General features: G+C 57.5%; 11 protein-coding genes and 2 pseudogenes. 6 read left to right on the top strand and 7 right to left on the bottom strand.

All coding sequences use genetic code 11. The annotated features are described in order from the left end of the window. The coding region (locus EN994_RS35640; RefSeq protein WP_206530369.1) for a hypothetical protein at nucleotides 1-233 on the top strand (233 nt) is incomplete at its 5' end. A 251-nt stretch (nucleotides 234-484) separates the two neighbouring features. Here the strand turns inward: EN994_RS35640 and EN994_RS03085 are convergent. Beyond that, nucleotides 485-1,689, bottom strand: a pseudogene (locus EN994_RS03085) (IS110 family transposase). Between the two features lie 209 nt (nucleotides 1,690-1,898). On the opposite strand from EN994_RS03085, the gene EN994_RS35925 reads away from it, so the two are divergent. Further along, the gene (locus tag EN994_RS35925; protein ID WP_063169335.1) at nucleotides 1,899-2,138 is read left to right on the top strand and encodes an IS110 family transposase; all 240 of its coding nucleotides are present in this window, start codon (nucleotides 1,899-1,901) and stop codon (nucleotides 2,136-2,138) included. Nucleotides 2,139-2,186: 48 nt separating this feature from the next. On the opposite strand, the pseudogene EN994_RS03095 reads toward EN994_RS35925, so the two are convergent. From EN994_RS03095 to EN994_RS03105, 3 genes and pseudogenes are all read right to left on the bottom strand, one after another. Beyond that, nucleotides 2,187-2,467 (bottom strand): annotated as a pseudogene (locus tag EN994_RS03095) (integrase core domain-containing protein); the annotation flags it as partial. 188 nt (nucleotides 2,468-2,655) lie between these two features. Next, entirely contained in the window at nucleotides 2,656-3,663 is a 1,008-nt protein-coding gene (locus EN994_RS03100; RefSeq protein WP_063169333.1) for an ATP-grasp domain-containing protein, read from the bottom strand. Between the two features lie 771 nt (nucleotides 3,664-4,434). Next, nucleotides 4,435-4,764, bottom strand: coding sequence for an ATP-binding protein (locus EN994_RS03105; protein ID WP_272482847.1), 330 nt, complete (start codon nucleotides 4,762-4,764; stop codon nucleotides 4,435-4,437). A 2-nt stretch (nucleotides 4,765-4,766) separates the two neighbouring features. Here EN994_RS03105 and EN994_RS36680 point away from each other — a divergent pair, with 2 nt between their 5' ends. Next, nucleotides 4,767-5,072: a hypothetical protein gene (locus EN994_RS36680; RefSeq protein WP_164548505.1), complete on the top strand. Its 306-nt coding sequence runs from the start codon at nucleotides 4,767-4,769 to the stop codon at nucleotides 5,070-5,072. 808 nt (nucleotides 5,073-5,880) lie between these two features. Here the strand turns inward: EN994_RS36680 and EN994_RS03115 are convergent. The 3 genes from EN994_RS03115 to EN994_RS03125 all read right to left on the bottom strand — a co-directional run bounded on the left by EN994_RS03115 (nucleotide 5,881) and on the right by EN994_RS03125 (nucleotide 9,458). Then, nucleotides 5,881-7,314, bottom strand: a complete 1,434-nt coding sequence (locus EN994_RS03115) for an amidase (protein WP_063169332.1) — start codon at nucleotides 7,312-7,314, stop codon at nucleotides 5,881-5,883. 79 nt (nucleotides 7,315-7,393) lie between these two features. After that, nucleotides 7,394-8,581 (bottom strand): M20 aminoacylase family protein, encoded by a 1,188-nt coding sequence (locus EN994_RS03120; protein ID WP_063169331.1) that lies wholly within the window; start codon nucleotides 8,579-8,581, stop codon nucleotides 7,394-7,396. A 409-nt stretch (nucleotides 8,582-8,990) separates the two neighbouring features. Next, on the bottom strand, nucleotides 8,991-9,458 hold the full coding sequence (locus EN994_RS03125) for an Lrp/AsnC family transcriptional regulator (protein ID WP_063169330.1): 468 nt from the start codon (nucleotides 9,456-9,458) through the stop codon (nucleotides 8,991-8,993). Between the two features lie 844 nt (nucleotides 9,459-10,302). On the opposite strand from EN994_RS03125, the gene EN994_RS03130 reads away from it, so the two are divergent. The 3 genes from EN994_RS03130 (at nucleotide 10,303) to EN994_RS03140 (ending at nucleotide 14,246) form a co-directional block, all read left to right on the top strand. Next, nucleotides 10,303-11,481: an aminotransferase class V-fold PLP-dependent enzyme gene (locus EN994_RS03130; RefSeq protein ID WP_063169329.1), complete on the top strand. Its 1,179-nt coding sequence runs from the start codon at nucleotides 10,303-10,305 to the stop codon at nucleotides 11,479-11,481. Nucleotides 11,482-11,517: 36 nt separating this feature from the next. Continuing rightward, a complete protein-coding gene (locus tag EN994_RS03135; RefSeq protein ID WP_063169328.1) occupies nucleotides 11,518-12,666 on the top strand; it encodes a M20 family metallopeptidase in 1,149 nt (382 codons plus the stop codon). 401 nt (nucleotides 12,667-13,067) lie between these two features. Next, nucleotides 13,068-14,246, top strand: a complete 1,179-nt coding sequence (locus tag EN994_RS03140) for a Xaa-Pro peptidase family protein (RefSeq protein WP_063169327.1) — start codon at nucleotides 13,068-13,070, stop codon at nucleotides 14,244-14,246. Nucleotides 14,247-14,994: the final 748 nt, after the last annotated feature.

Raw genomic sequence — 14,994 nt, forward strand, 5'->3', positions numbered from 1 at the left:
TCTGCGATGTTCCGCGCCTTGTCATCCCCCGCCCAGTGACGCCGACCGCCGGCACCGTTGATCACCTCGAAACGCCGAAGCTGCCGCTCCGGGTCAAGCGTAAGGTCAAGTCCAGACACAAGCCGATCTCCGATCCCAATACAGGATCGGCAACCTCACAGATCGCGACCACTCCCGAAAGGTGGTCCGGAAACACCGCTCTGATGTCCGCTGTCAAGGTTTGGAACGCATGAGGTCGCCCGATCCGAGGAACGGCTGCTCATTCTGATGATCGCGCATGGGTGGGGAGGCGGAACTGAAGGACGTCGGTGATCAAGCTCTGATGCGCGGGTTGGCTACCGCATTCCCGATTGTGCGTCCGGGGCTGTTCCTATCTTACTGCGGGCGTCGGTCGATTTGCCGGCCACAAAGCGTCTGACGGGCATTCCCCTGCCGTGGTCCCGCCTCCGCCCATGCGCGATATGTGCGCCATCGCGGCGAGCGATCAGGTGACGCGCGCCTCCCTTGCGACTGCCCACATAAAGCCGACCAGTTCACGGGCGATCGCGGTGCAGACGACCGTTGTCCGTTTGCCCCGAGCGCTCAGCATGCGGTAGCGGGCTGTCAGGCGGGACTGCGCCTTCCAGGCGATCTCACGCACCTTCGGTGACGCCTGCTCCAACCGGTATAGCTTCGCCTTCCCGACCTTGGGCGGATGTCGATAGGTCCAGGCGCTCTCGACCAACATGTGGCGAACCCGACCGTTGCCTGCCTTTGTGATGCCGCCGCGCCGGACTGTCTCCCCGGTTGAGCGCTCGCCGGGGACCCGACCGAGATATCCCATGAGCTGGCGTGGGCTTTCGAACCGGCTGGCGTCGCCGACTTCGGTGACGAACGTCACGGCGACAATTAGGTCTACCCCACGCAATGTCTGAAGCGCCCACACGATCGGTGCCAGCGACCAGGCCGGGACGAACTCTTCGATCACACGCTCCAGCCGCTCGACCCGCTCTTTCGAGACGCGCACCGCCTCGACCATCTCCTGGAGTGCGATCTGATGCGCGGGATGATCGAACCTTGTTCCTGAAGCCAGCGTAGATAGCGCATCGTCCAGCTCTTCTTTCGCGGATAGCTACGGCCGTGCTTGAGCATGAATGCGCTCACCTGCTGGCGATGGACCCGCAGCGTCTCGACCGCGCCCGCCCGCGCGCGAACAAGATCCCGTATGGACTCGTGCCCTTCATCGGGAACCCACACCGCGGTCAGCTCGCCGGCGCGCAATAGTCGGGCAAGGGAAATGGCGTCTCGACGGTTCGTCTTCACCCGATCGCCGGGCTTCCTTGGTATCAATGATGGTGCAACCACGGTGCACTCGTGCCCGAGCGACCGGATCAGGCGATAAAGGCCGTACCCGGTCGGCCCAGCCTCATAGCAGAAATGCACGTAATCAAAGCGGCTGGCGATCCGGCCTATGACCCGCCGCATGCTGGTCGCCGACGCGTCGACCTCACCGAAGAACCGAACCTCTCCTTCCCGGCCTGCCTCCGCAATCGCAATAGCGTTCTTAAGCTTCGCAACATCGATTCCGACAAATGCTTCTCTATAATCCGCCACGGCTCGTCCTCCTGTGGTGAGGATCGGCTCGGCCCGTCCGAGCAACCCTCGGACGCGCAGTGTAGGGCGAGCCACCTCATCGGCAGAGGCGGACATACGGTCTTACTGTCAAGACGCTGACGACCCAGAATCGCCGGGCGCTGCTGACGGCCCTCAAGTCGCTTCAGGAAAAGGCCATCGCCATCGAGAACGACATCCGTGGCCTGTTTCGTAACTTCGGTCTCAAAGTTGGCATTGTCGACGGCCGGCAAATTCGCGGATCGCATCCGGGACCCTTCCGGTGACATTCCGGAACTCGAGACATCATGGAGACGTTGCTCACCGCCCGTCGGAAACTTTGCGAGCAGTTCACGGTGCTACACGAAAGACTGTTGTCGATCGTGAGGGGTGACACGGTTTGCAGGCGGTTGATGACCGTGCTGGGCGTCGGCCCTATCGTTGCACTGGGTTTCAACGCCACGGTCGATATTCCTGCCCCCTTCAGGAATTCGAAGGACGTGGGGCCGTATCTCGGTTTGACGCCGCGGTTACATCAATCAGGCTAGGATAATCGCGTCGGCAGGTCAGCCTAGGAAGCTTGAATGGGATTGACTTCAACACGCCGAATAGACAAGTCCAGGCATTTGGTGGAGCGGATTGAGAGTGAAGCGCTCGGGCTGGGAAGCCCATGCCTTGCAGATGAACTCGTAGGGTGAGACCTTTGAGGGCCTTCAGCCTGCGGCCGAAATTTGTAGGCCGCAACAAAGTCGGCAAGATGCCGACGCAGTTGGTCATGATCGTCGTAGTGGAAACGCTTGCCCGTCGCGTCCTTGATGGTGCGGTTCATTCGCTCGACCTAGCCGGTGGTCCAAGTATGCTTTGGCTTCGTGGTTCGAAGCACAGCGCGACGATGCGGCCCCCGAACGTGCTTGCGGGCTTCCTGGCGCCGCGACGAGCGCTTGCAGGCGCTGACGGTCGCTGGCCAAAACGGTGAAGGGGGATGCTATTGCGCATGCATCTAACTCGCACGCCAAACCGCAAAACGGAATCCCGAAATCGGACTCTTTTGATCCGATCAATCCACTATGAGACGCCGATTCCGAAATAGCGGGTGTGGGCGACATTGAGGATGCGATTGATCAAGCTTACGAAGCTGTGTCCGCCGGCCGTTGCAGCTGTGCCATAACTGGAGTGTATACCAAGGGCCGGCACCGAGTTCATCTCTAGGACAAACGGTTGGCCTGAGCGATCGATCCGGAAATCGACGCGGGCATAGTCCCGGCAGTGGCAGGCACGGAAGGTCGCAACCGAAATATCCCGTAACATCGTCTCAAGCCCGCTCTCGATTTTCGCCGGGCAAATCTTGGGCACCGCTGCGGCCGCCACGTACTTCGCATCCCAATTCATAACACGCGTTTCGCGGTCACCGAAGTCCTGCTCCACTAGAGGCAAAACTTCGGGCTCCCCGTTTCCGAGCAACGCAACGCAGATTTCCCGCCCCTCGATGTATTCCTCCACTAGCGCATCCTGAGCATGCTGCGTGACGATCACTTCGACGGCCTGCCGCAACTTAGAGTGTTCATGTATGATCTGCAATCCGAAGCTGCAGTCCTCCTCCCGCGGCTTCACTACCACTGGGAATCTCAGGTCGCCGGTGTTCTCGGTGCCGCGACGCATCACGCGAAAGTTCGGAGTCGGCACGCCCTGATCGCGGATGAGCATTTTGGTAATGACTTTGTCTCCCGTCAGCCCAATCCCGAAGGGGCTACATCCAGTGTATGGAACACCGGCCATCTCAAGCATGGCAGGAACATGAGTGTAACGCTTTTCGCCCTGAATTCCCTCCGCCAAGTTGAAGACCATTCCCGAGGGGCGACCTTGCGGATCAGGTGGCATGAACCGCTCGAGACTGGCGAGCAGTCCTTTATCGCCTTCACACACTACCGTCTCGTGGCCGCCCTCTTGAAGTGCCGCCACCACATCTTCCAACGTGCCGCTATGCGGCCAAGGCTGCGGCGGCTGCGGACAAGGCTGACCGAACCGGTTAATCACACCGTTGAAATCACTGTTCGTTACGATGGCTACTCGCATGAGCTATCTCCTTTGACGTTTGTCTGCTGTCACGAAACCAATGAAAACTGGATGGAGGCCAACCGCTATATCAACATTGACGACCTGCACGAGTACAAGAGGCTCGAAGCACCATGGCTGACCCTTTTCACAACCCCCTCCACAAACATAGGTCCACCACCCGGTTCCCTCTCCGGTTCCCGACCCTTTCCGCTGGCGGTGCTCTTTTTGCCCAAGTAGCTCGAAAGACGGCGAGTTGGGTTGCGGTACCATCAATAAAGCCTTATGCAGGGTTTATGCCAAAACAGATGATAACCGGCGGATGAGAGCGCTCCGACGCGAAATGATCGCTTCAAAAACCGTGCCAACCTCGCAAAATGCACGTCGGCCAGTGCTTTGAGTTTGATATCAAACTTACGGTCATATCAGGTACTAAACTGGCCCGCACAACCACTATGTCGCAGGCGCGACAAAATCCGACAGAGATCGTATCCCAGGGGACGAGCGGCGACCCATCCGCAGTCTTTTGACGCTCGCCGGTCCCTTACATCGAGCCCTGGCGTCCAGAATTGAAGTTGGGCGAAGGCGATCCGCATAATCGTATGCCCGGCCTGGCCGGCTTCAACGTGCGAGCGCTGCAGCAGTTTCAACAATGATGGCGAGTCGGCATAAATCTTCTTGAGAGGCTGGCGCTTAATCCCGGAACAAACGCGGCAATCAGCACTTCGCCTTGCTCATTTCGATGACGGCCATAGTGTTATTGCGCGCTTCAAAAGCTGGACAGCGATTCCGCTAATTCCCGGACAGCGTTTTCACAAAAGTCCGACAGTTCGTCGAGGTTGGTCCTCGGCAGCCTGGTTGCTGTAGGGCTGATTGATTTCGGTGTTCTCGGAGTCGGTCAAGAGGGCCGAGGCTTTTTTCTTCGGATGCTCTCGCCCTGAAGGGCGATGCGGTGTGCATTGTGCACGAGCGGTCGTGTATAGCGTCGGCGACCGTGCTGTCGTTAATAAGGTCGTGCCAGCTTGCCACGGGGACCTGGGCGGTGATCAGGGTGGATTTTCTCTGATAGCGCTCCTCGACGATTTTCGAAGAGGTGGAAGCGCTGCTGATCGGAGAGAGCATGGTTGCCGAAGTCGTCGTGGATGAGCCAAGTGGACACGGGTGAGCTTGTCGATGAGGCGGGGAAAGGAACCATCGATGCGTCGCTCTCGAACAGGATAACAGTGCGGCTTCGGAAAAGTCCGGACAGGCTTTCCGGTAATCTCAATGATGAGATCCGCGCCCGCCGTTCCAAAAAAAGGTTCGGCACGAAGCCCGCATTTTTTGCACTGGGCTTACGGCGTGCTGATCCACTGTTTCGTCATTACTATTCCCGAGCCTTGCAACCGAGCCGGAAGCGTCAGGCGAATGCAGGATTCCTGCGCTCGTAGAGCGTCCCAGCTTGGTCAGCACAACCTGACGATACGCGCCATCTTGGCGGCAAAGGCATTTGACGCAGCTGAATTGTCACGATCAGACGGCAGTTGGATCCTCATTGGATGGCCAGTGTTGCAAAAATCACAGGCTGGAGATCGGACTTGCGCCCTGGTGAATTTCCGCCACCGCATCGGGGTCGGTCTTCAACCCGGCAACTTCGACTTCCCAATTATAATAGAGACCGCGGCCGGGGCTTTGGCGGAGAGGGTCAGTCCTGGCGATGCCTCTCTCGAGCCGGCCTACATTGCAGCTGCCAGGCGGTTGGTTGAGCGCGGAGCCGTCGCGATAACCAGGGACTGCGGCTTCAGTATCTGGTGCCAGGCTGCACTGGCCACGTCTGTCAAACTTCCCGTGGCCATGTCGAGCCTGCTACTGGCGCCCACGCTCCTCCGGCAGCTTCCGGCCGGCGCAAAGCTCGCCGTCTGGCCGCAGACTCAAGACACTGCGGCGAAGAGCTGCTGGGCATGGATTCATCCGCAGGGGCAAGAGTAGCCATCGGCGGCATCGAAGGTAATACGCGGCCGGCTAGTGTTACCGAAATGGAGTCCCCGGGTTGCAGTCTGTGTCGCGACTTCGCGCCGCACATCCCAAGATTGACGCACTCCTATTTGAATGTACATTGTCCCCGATGGTGACGTCAGCAATCCGTCGTAGGACAGGACTGCCCATCTATGACGCCGCGCCCCTTTATCGAATGACATTCGCGTCCGTGGCTTGACCGCTTGGAGGCCGTCAGGTGCTTGAGCGCGGCAGTCTCAAGTTTTAAGGGGTGGCAGCGTGGAATCTGCTCCTCGCGAAAGAAGGAAGCCCCAGGCGACTTTCGATCGTATATGCCGCGGCTAGGACGGAGGTGTCGGAATAGCGCGCGCCGACCAGTTGTAGCCCGACGGGCAGCCCTTGATCATCCAGGCCCGATGGAATCGATGCTGCTGGTTGCTGGGTCAAGTTGAAAGGGTAGGTGAAGGGCGTCCAGTCCACCCACCCCTTGTAACTATCATCCGGCACATTTCGCCCGACGGGGAACGGCGCGATAGGCATCGTCGGTGTGACCAAGAGATCGTAATTTTCGTGGAACTTCGCCATCAGAGCGGAGAGCTCGAACCGCATCGCCTCAGCTTCCTGAAATTCGGTAAGGGTGATCTTCAGCCCGCGTTCGGCACCTTCCAGAAAGCCAGGATCTAGTAATTGTCTTTGCTGTTTGTTCATTCGTGACACAATACGGGCGGCGCCAGCGAACCAGAATGTAGAAAACACCTCCACCGGATCCGCAAATCCCGGATTGACTTCGGCCACCTCGGCCCCAAGAGCTCGAAGCTGGTCGATCGCATTATCGGTAACGTTTTGGATATCTCGCGCCACCTTGACATAGCCGAGGTTCCGACTGTAGCCGATCCGCAGGCCCCTGATGGTGGTCTTTGCTGGATCGGGGTCGAGACCTAGGTACGCCGGACCCGCATAGCCATCGCGAGCGTCCTTTCGTGCAATCACATTCATCATCAGGATCGCATCCGCAACGGTGCGGGTCACCGGCCCCAAATGAGACAGCGTTGTCATGGCGCTAGCTGGCCATTGCGGAACGATGCCGAAGGTTGGCTTGAAGCCGAAGGTCCCCGTGAAGCTCGCCGGTATCCGGATTGATCCCCCGCCGTCGCTACCCTGATGAAGAAAGCCAAGGTTGAGCGCAGCCGCAACTGCCGCCCCTCCCGACGACCCGCCTGGTGTCAGGTCAGGATTCCAGGGATTGCGGGTGATCCCGTAGACCGGGCTGTCTGTTACCCCTTTCCAGCCAAATTCTGGAGTGGTTGTCTTGCCCAGGATAACGCCACCGGTCTCACGGATACGGGCTGGAACAGGGGCGTCTTCAGTCCAGGGTCCCTCGGTGCTGCCGGACAATGAGCCACGTCTTGTCGGCCAGCCTCGTGTCAAGGTGAGGTCTTTGATGGTGGCCGGAATGCCATCTAGTACTCCGGCTGGTTCCCCCTTCATCCATCGACCCTCCGAGGCCCGGGCAGCAGACCTGGCCCCTTCGTGGTCGACGAGGCAAAATGCGTTCAGCGCCGGGTTGTTGGCGTCGATGCGGCTGAGACAGTCATCGACGACTTCAACAGGCGAGAGCTGCCGCCTTCGGTAGAGTTCCAGGCATTCGCACGCCGACAGACCCTCAAGAGATGTTGGCACGGATGAACGAGTTTTCATTTTACGAGGTCCGCTACATTCAAGCCTGGCATAAGACGGCAGTTATTCATTCGTTCTGCGGCCCTTGTCAGACCGATCATCAAGACGTCGGACGGGATCCCAACGTGTTCTCTACGAGCTTGATCCAGTACGATGTTCCATAAGGAATCGCCTCGTCGTTGAAATTGTAGGCAGGGTGATGCAGGCCGGCGCTGTCACCGTTCCCGCACCAGACGAAAGCACCCGGCCGCGCCTGCGCCAGGAAGGAGAAATCTTCCCCCCCCATTACCGGTGGCGTCTCGAGCACATTGTTTTCACCGGCCACGCCCTTGGCCGCGCTTCTCGCAAGGTCGGTCTGCTGGACCTCATTGAAGAGAATTGCGTCGAAGCTCTGAAATTTAATATCTATCTTCGCGCCGGTTATCTGGGCGATGCCGGCGACCACTTCGCCCACCCGCTCCTTCACGAACTTGCGCACCTCCGGCTTTAGCGTCCGCATGGTGCCCACCAACTCCGCTGTTTGCGGAACGACGGGGACTAGTCTCTGCCCGGACTGGAACTGGTGGAACGAAATTCCTGCCGAGTCGACAGGGTCAATGTTCTGAGCCAGGATATGCTGCAGGGCCGTCACAAGCTGAGCGCCGACCAGAATCGGATCGATGCATTCATGAGGCCTTCCAGGGTGCCCCCCTCGCCCTTCAATGCTAATTTCTATGCTATCAGTTGCCGCCATCACTGGACCTTGCCGGATTCCGAAGACACCTACCGGCAAGCCCGGACGATTGTGCATTCCGTAGATGTGCTCGATGCCGAACCGCTCCATCAAACCGTCATCTAGCATGGCAACGGCGCCGGTACCGATCTCCTCGGCAGGTTGGAAGATCATGACCGCCGTTCCAGCGAAATTCCGAGTATCGGCAAGATAGCGCGCGGCACCCAACAGCATCGCGGTGTGGCCGTCATGCCCACACGCATGCATCAAGCCCTTGTTCTTGGACGCATAGGGCAGATCGGTCGCTTCGTTGATCGGCAGCGCATCCATGTCAGCGCGCAATCCGATAACCTTTGGGTTACCGTCGCTCACGACGCCGTTGCCCTTGATGACGCCAACGACGCCGGTTTTGCCGATGCCGGTCGCGACGGCGTCGCAGCCGAATTCGCGCAGGCGCTCGGCGACAAATGCCGAAGTACGGGGGATGTCGAAGCCCAGTTCGGGATGTGCATGGATGTCCCGGCGCCAAGCCACTATCTCGGGGAGAAACTCTGCGACGCTATTGAGAATTGCCACGGGGACTTTCCTTTCTTGCCGGTTGCAGGCGAATTTCACGCTTTGTCCTTGCGAGAGCCGGGAGACCCGTTTCCGCGCTGCCGGGAGCACAGCATCCTCTGTGCGACGTAGGCACCCCAGCTATTCCGCCGACTGAAGCCGCTCCAATTAGCCGGGGACCGACAATCCTGAATTCCGCTCCGCCCAGAATGTAGCAAGTGCCAAAGAGCTTGGTTGCGCGAAGGGCGCCTTGGTCCCGCAGAATATCATCGTTTTTTGGTCATTGGCGCATAACACCTGCAGGCTGAGAGGAGGTGCCCTGGTATATATGCGGGACCATTCAAAATAGGACAGCCGACATTCAGAAGTGCGGGACAACTGCGACCCGCGGAAGGCGCGTGGTGGTTGCCTGGGCGGGCTCTTTTGAAGGCTACTCTTCAGCAATTGGCAGAGCAAACGACGCCTTGATCCGATCCATTACAACGATTGTCTTGAACCCCTTTACTTCAAGATGTTCGTAAAAAAAACGACGGGTAAACGCCTCGTACTCGGCCATGTCCTGAGCAGAGACCGTAATAATAAAATCCGCTTCACCCGTAACGTAGTAAGCGTTCATGATCTCAGGCGTCCGCCGAATTGCCTGCTTGAAACGATCGATGATATCGGCGCGATCGCGCTCGAGAGTGATGGATACCAGCAGGAGCAGGGGCCGACCGACGGCTTCCGGTGAAACTATGGCAACGTCCGCTTCGATGACGCCAGCGTCTCGAAGTCGCTTTAATCTCCGCTGACAAGCGGTAGCCGATAGTCCGGCAAGTTCGCCCAATTCCTCTGTCGTAAGGCGATTGTTGCGCTGCACGACGTTGAGAATCTTCCGGTCAATTCGATCCAGATCCATTCACAATCTCTGCTCATGATGATATCGGCCAATGCCAAGGCCGCCAGTCCGTACGTCCAAAATGTAGCAAGTGCCAAACGCCCTCTCGGCGCTAAAGTCGGTCCAAGTCGCAGAAAATCGGCGTTTCTTTCGCCATCTGCGCACAATACCGGCATAGTATAACTATCTGAGGGGTGCCGCTGAATCGATGGGCGTTGCTGGTGAGCAGTTGCGGGCCAGCGCAAGAACGGCAGATTCGATCGGGTGGGGGCGATCCCCGGTCGAAAAGATCCTACCGATCTCGTTGCTCAGGCGCAGAAAACATGAGTTGCAGCACGCTCGCATCAGTTCGAGGCAAGCGTGTTAGGGAGCGACATCACCAAGGGTGTCGGCGTTGCAGCATAAATCGGAGACCATGAGAGTCAGGCTATGAACCGGCCCCGGCTTTCGGATGCCTTACGGCCCTCGCGCGTCGGCCGCGAGTGAACTATGATCCGCATGGGTGTGGGGCTGGAGGAGAAGGTCGTCGGCTCAGTCAGGCTAACGTCGCTCCAAGCACTGGTAAGAAGCCCTATCCGCGGTCTGAGAATTACCCAAATTGATCTCTCGTGAGGCAGTTGTTGCAGCTGCATTCCGTCGAGACGCTTCAGTGATCCGCGAGAATGGCTCGCGATCTCTGCGTGAATCGCGGTTTGGCGCAGGAATGCGGCGTGGGAGACCGAATGTTAGACCAAAGTCGGCACGAGCACCGTGTAAAATGGGCAGGTCAGCGCAGACCAGTCTGGCGGCATTCTTACCCTTGCCGGAACGATCGCCTGAACAAGGTAGCTCAACCGCCGTCCGCACTCCCAGGAGAGAAAGCCATATGCTTCCCTTGGACATCCTCCGAAAGGAGTTTCCAGCCACAGCAAACGCCATCTACATGGATGTCGCGAACCAGGGCCTCATATCAAGCACAACATTGGCTTCAATCGAGCCTCATTTGAACAATCGGCTGCATGGCCTAAACGACGAAGAAAGAATGCTCGAACACGTCGAGCGTACTCGCGCTAGGTTCGCACAATTTATCAATTCAGATCACGATGAAATTGCAATTACCAAGAATGCATCGGAAGGCATCAACATCATCGCTAATGCGATCGATTGGAGAGATGGAGACAACGTCGTTCTATGCCCAAAATTGGAACACGCAAATAATATCTTGCCATGGATTCAGATCAGAGACCGCTACAATGTCGAGTTGCGAGTCGTAGAGCCGGATAACGGCTCAATTCCCCCTGATGCATTCGTAAAGGCGATTGATTCTCATACCCGCGTTGTTGCCTTGGCGACGGTGACGATGGTTCCGGGGTTTCGGACCGTCATGGAGCAGATATCCGAAGCCTGTAGGCACTACGGTGCATTTCTTTTGGCGGACGCGACGCAATCTGTTGGGATACTCCACACCGACGTCAATCGACTTGGCGTAGACGGTGTAGCAGTGTCCACTGTGAAGGGTTTGATGGGTCTTTATGGATCGGGTTTTTTATATTGCCGTAAAGAATGGGCCGATCGGCTGAGCCCGGCCTATCTTGCGCGCTTCAGCGTAGATTTCGGAAACGCGCCAGAATCAGCTCCGGTACCTAGTTTTGTAAAGTTGCGCTCTGGCGCGCCCCGCTTTGATATCGGGCATTACAACTTCCCTGGCATGTTGGCTGCATATGCATCAATGGGCCAGCTACTTGATATCGGAACCGAGGCGATCGACCAGAGCGTTACCTCACTCGCAAAACGTATGGCCACTGGTCTCTTAGATATCGGGCTTCCGGTCTGCGGCGGGCCACCAGGCGCTCACACTGGAAGTATCGTAGCCGTTGGCGATTCCAGCGATCTTGTTGAAGGGCGCCCAGTCGACGCCCGCATTCGGTCGCTTCACGAGCATTTCACGAAGAACGGGGTAATCGTCTCAATACGCAGAGGCATGCTCCGGTTTTCCCTGCATCTTTACAACACCGCCGATGAAGTCGATCGCGTAATCAATCTGGCCAAGAGCTGGTCGAAGTAAGAGCGACACGGCTAGTTCATGCACACAGGAGAGTACATGTCGACCCAGAGCGCCGAGACTATCGGACTTCTCCAAGATCTTATAAAGATCGAGAGCATCAATCCATCGCTGTCGCCAAAAGGTAGTGGAGAGCAAGGTGTAGCCAAGTTCCTCGAGGGTTTTTGCAAGGAGCGGAAGCTGGCTTACGGGATACAGGAGGTGGCCGATGGTCGCTCGAATTTCCTGACCTGGGTACCTGGGAAAGAACCCGATAGGCGTATTCTATTCATTGCTCATATGGATACCGTTCCTATCGATAGGTGGGAATCAGATCCATTCTCGGGTGAGCAACGGGACGGGCGAATATATGGGCGAGGTAGCTGCGACACAAAAGGCTCACTTGCAGCTATGTTGATTGCGCTTAGCTCACTTGGTGAACGGCAGCCCCGGGCCACGGTTGTTGTGGCAGCCAGCATTGACGAAGAGTACCGCAAACTTGGCGCCCGCGCTATAGCCGATTCCGGTGTCGCTTATGAGGGTGCGGTAGTCGGTGAACCCACCGAATTAGAGCTCGTTGTAGCTCACATGGGTTCTGTCCGCTGGCAAATCGAGGTTCAGGGTGTACCGGCTCATACGTCGAAGCCTCATCTCGGAGTGAACGCGATCACGGGCATGGCCAAGGTGGTATTGGCACTTGATGAGCACCATCGATCCCTTGTGTCTCGGGCGCAGCACCCATTGGTAGGGTCATCACAGCTGACCGTGAGCCTCATCGAAGGAGGTTTGGAACTTACCACTGTACCGCCGGTATGCCGTATCTGGGTCGATCGGCGTCTCATACCCGGGGAGCGGCCGCAGGACGCGTTGGCGGAGGTAGAAAGCATACTGGAAGGCCTTCGCCAGGGCGAAGACAAGATCAATGTTCGGTCATTGCTTCCCGCATTGGAAGACCCGCCTCCAATCAGTTCCGGGTCGAGCAAAATTGCAGCAGTCGCAGGAGCGGCTTGTGCCCACGTCGCGGGGACCGGAGAGCAGAAGGGAGCCACCGGCGGCTCGGATGCAAATCAGCTGTCATTGGCTGGGATCCCGTGTGTGATTATCGGACCCGGGCGTACTGCCCAAGCCCATACGAACAACGAGTTCGTTGAAATCGATCAACTGACCAAGGCTGCTGATTTGTACCAGAGAATCATGCTCACATATTAGGAGTGGCCGGCCTGATGGGGGTGCTCAAACCCCGTCCATTGGGCCGCGGACGCCCCGGATGCTGCATGAGCGTGGCGGCCGCAACGTCCCGATCTTCGCTGGTCTCGTCGGCGCTTCCCACGTAGATCTTGCCGCCCGTGCTTGAAATTCTGTTGCGACAGGCAGAGTGCGTCTTCACCATAGGGAGGGCATGATCTTCCACCGGAGACGCAGAGCCACCGAAAATTTGGCGCTCATATGCGGATAACGTACGGCAAGTGCCTAGGAAATGCAGATTTTCCGCGACAAGAAGAAATCCTCGGGGAAAACAGCCTCTTGTGACGTGATACGAAGAGAAAGTATGCGGACAGGACGAATGCCTGATCCGTTCGAGGAATGCCTGTTTTGAAGGACTCGACGAGATGAAATATGAGAAGCCATTTCCGCCCGAGGAGTTTCGGCGTCGTGTTCATGACGTGAAGCAGCGGATGGAGCGAGCGGGGCTGGACTTGCTGATCTGCCAGGATCCCGCGAATATGTATTGGCTTACCGGCTTTGACGGCTATTCGTTCTACGTGCCTCAGGTGGTCTTAGTGCATCTCCAGTCGGACATGCCCCTCTGGTTCGGACGTTTCGTCGATGTAAATTCCGCTTATATAACGACGGATCTGCCTAGAGAAAATATAAGCTCATTTTCCGATCATAGACTTCAACATCCAGAATTACATCCATTTGACGATCTTTGCGAGCTTATCAATTCGCGCGGCTGGGGATCTGATCGAATCGGTGTCGAGCTTAACGCCCACTTCTATACTGCCCGAGCACATCAACATCTCGTCAAAGGCCTTCCGAATGCAAAATTCTCTGATAGCCGCGAATTAGTCAATTGGGCACGGCTTATAAAATCTGACCTTGAACTAGTCTACATGAGAGAAGCGGGCCACCTTGCAACGCATACGATGCAGACGGCAATCGCTAACCTAAGGCCTGGAGTGCCGCAACATGAGGTCGTCGCGGAGGTGTACCGGGCCCAGACACGAGGGGTGGACGGTAAATATGGCGACTCTAGCGGTCCTCCTCTTATCCAGACTAGCGAACAAACGAACGCTCCGCACCTCAGTTGGACCGAGGAGCCCTTGCCGACCTCTGGCCTGGTTCTCATGGAGTTCGGCGCCACCCGACGCCGCTACTGTGCGCCGCTGTGCCGCACCGTCCACATCGGAAAGCCACCCGCAGAGGTCTCGCGTCTTGCTGAGGTTATAGTGGAAGGCGGGGATGCTGTGCTCGAGATGGCAAAGCCTGGTACCGTCGTTGAGGAGCTTAATGCGGTGTGGCAAGATATCCTCAAGCGGAACGGGTATATCAAGATAGGCCGCTCCGGCTATTCAATCGGACTCAACTTCCCGCCGGAATGGGGCGAACGCACGGTTAGTATTCGCGCGGGCGACAAGACCATCCTACAACCAGGAATGTGCTTCCATTTTCAGTCGGGGGTTAGGCTCGAAGGGTTCGGCGCCGCCATCTCTGAATCATTTATTGTAACCGAAAGGGGCGGTGAGCGATTGGCAGATGTTGATCGCCGCTTGATCGTCGTGGACTAGGTGATTTGGATGTGACCCAAATCGTTTTGCGATCTCACTGGGTCCGTTCGAAGCCGGTTGAAATTTGTTTCTGCGGCGAGCGGATGAACGGATCTAGCTTAAGGACGGCGCTGTCTGAGAGGTGCGGCATGCCCAACCTCTGGGACAGGAGAATCTCGCCTAGCACATGAGTTCTCTGCATCAGCGGAGATTAAGATCCGTAGGCCGAAATGAGCCACCTGTGACGCGAGCGCGGCGTGAACGTTGCCCCATTCTACAAATGCGCGGATGACGCAAGAGGACTTAGCTTTTGAGGAGCATTGAGGACGAGTTTACGCGCGCCTGAAGCGGGCTCTTGCCAACCCTGCGCGCCGGTGGGAACGCGAGTATGGTCCGCCCCGTCCGTGCAACACGTCGCGACATCAGCACACGTTGTTCCCGATAGATGGCTCGGCAGCGAAGCTCGCCTTTTGCCCGGGGCTCGCTTCATCCTTTTCTGCTGTTTCGTGCGACTTCACCACTTCACCAAGTGAATGTCTGGGTTATCGCGGGGACCTCAATTTCGGGACCCCAAGACCTCCTTCCGAATGAAGTCGTCCGCGATGCCATCGTGTCTGAAGCGGTCGCGGTCACCCTGCACAGTGCCGGACGAAAGTAGCCTTGCGGCGAGTTCCGTCTAAGATTCGAGGCGGTTGCGCCTGCGTCAGTGCGCCTGATCGGTGTCGGTCGAGAACTTAATGCCACGAGGCCAGATCGGGAACTCGGGATC

It is taken from the genome of Mesorhizobium sp. M7A.F.Ca.CA.002.09.1.1 (assembly GCF_003998555.1).
Classification (GTDB): Bacteria; Pseudomonadota; Alphaproteobacteria; order Rhizobiales; family Rhizobiaceae; genus Mesorhizobium; species Mesorhizobium ciceri.